Annotated in this window: 1 protein-coding gene; it reads left to right on the forward strand. The window is 67.3% G+C overall.

The annotated features are described in order from the left end of the window. The coding region (locus IEZ09_RS45845) for an IS481 family transposase (RefSeq protein WP_189260137.1) at positions 1-1,762 on the forward strand (1,762 nt) is incomplete at its 5' end. Positions 1,763-1,770: the final 8 nt, after the last annotated feature.

The following is a 1,770-nucleotide window of genomic DNA, read 5'->3' on the forward strand; positions in this document are numbered from 1 at the left end:
GGTCGAACAGCGCTATCACGCGGTGATGGAAGTCCTGGCAGGCGTCCCTGTCGCCGAGGTCGCGGGCAGATACCGCGTCTCGCGGCAATCCGTGCACACCTGGGGCAAGCGCTACCGCGACGGCGGTCTCGCGGGCCTGGCCGACCGGTCGCACCGGCCCAAGACCTGCCCGCACCAGGTCGACGTCGACGCAGAAGCCCTGATCTGCGAACTGCGCCGCACCCACCCCACGTGGGGCCCCCGCCGTCTCGTGCACGAACTCGAACGCCGGGACGTGAACCCGGTGCCGTCACGGTCGACGGTCTACCGGGTGCTGATCCGGTCTGGGCTGCTGGAACCGTTGTCACGCAAGCGGAAACGCTCCGACTACACGCGCTGGGAACGGCCAGGGCCGATGCAGCTGTGGCAGTTCGACATCATGGGCGGCGTCTTCCTCACCGACGGCACCGAGATCAAGGTCGTCACCGGCATCGACGACCACTCCCGGTTCATCGTCTGCGCCACCGTGGTCCTGCGGGCGACCGGACGGGCTGTCTCCGCGGCGTTCGCGCACGCGTTGAAACGCTACGGCGTTCCGCTGGAAGTCTTGACCGACAACGGAAAACAGTTCACCGGCAAGTTCGGCGGACCACGCGCCGGTGAGGTGCTGTTCGACCGGATCTGCCGCGAGAACGGCATCACCCACCGGCTCACCGCCGTCCGATCCCCGACCACCACGGGCAAGATCGAACGCTTCCACGGCACCTTCCGCCGCGAGCTGCTCGACGACCACGAACCGTTCGTCTCAGTCCTCGCGGCTCAAGCGGCGATCGACACCTGGATCACCGAATACAACATCGACCGACCCCACCAAGCCCTGGACATGCGCATCCCGGTCGACCGGTTCACCCCGGCACCACCCGACAAGAACCTGCCCCTCGTGCTGCCCGCCGAACTCGACCTCCTCGACAACCAGCATGACCCCGAACCGGAGATCGAGGACGCCCGGATACCGCTGAACCTGCTGCGGCTCAAGCAGATCGGCCCGTCACCAGTCGCAGCTCCGATCACGGTCGAGCTGGACAAGACCGTCCCGGCCTCGGGCAACCTGCAAGTCAGAGGCCAGCAGATCTGGCTCGGCCCCGACCGCGCCGGAACCCCGATCGTCCTGCGGATCTGCACCACCTACCTGCGGGTCTTCCTCGCCGGAGTGCTGGTCAAGACCCTCGCCTCGAAGCTCACGACCTCAGACCTCCACGCACTCGTACACACCCAGCACGCCCGCATCACCACAGATCCGCCCACACAGCCACCGGCCGGCCCGGCCATCGAGGTCGAACGCACCGTCAACGCCGCAGGCCGCGTCGGCCTCGCCAACAAAGCCGTCACCATCGGCTTCCCGCTGGCCGGACGACGGGTCATCCTGCGCTTCGACAACGGCTTGATGGCAGTGCTCGACCACGCCGACCGCACCCTGCTCCGCTCGGTCCCCAGCCCGCTCACCACCAGGGCCGTCGCCTACCTCCGCGGCGCCCGACCAGCCGGACCACCACCCACCCCACCAGCGCCAACACCGATCACAGTCGAGCGAATCGTCTCCAGCAACGGCAGCATCATGATCGCCCGCCAACGCGTCCAGATCGGCCGCAACCACGCCCGCAAAGTCCTGACCGTCACCATCGACGACACCACCATCCACATCCATGACGGGCCACACCTGCTCGTCACAGCACCCCGCACGACCACCCACGCCGTCACACAAAAGCGGGCACAACACCACTAGGTTGACTA

This window comes from Lentzea flava, from assembly GCF_014648475.1.
GTDB classification, from domain to species: Bacteria; Actinomycetota; Actinomycetes; order Mycobacteriales; family Pseudonocardiaceae; genus Lentzea; species Lentzea flava.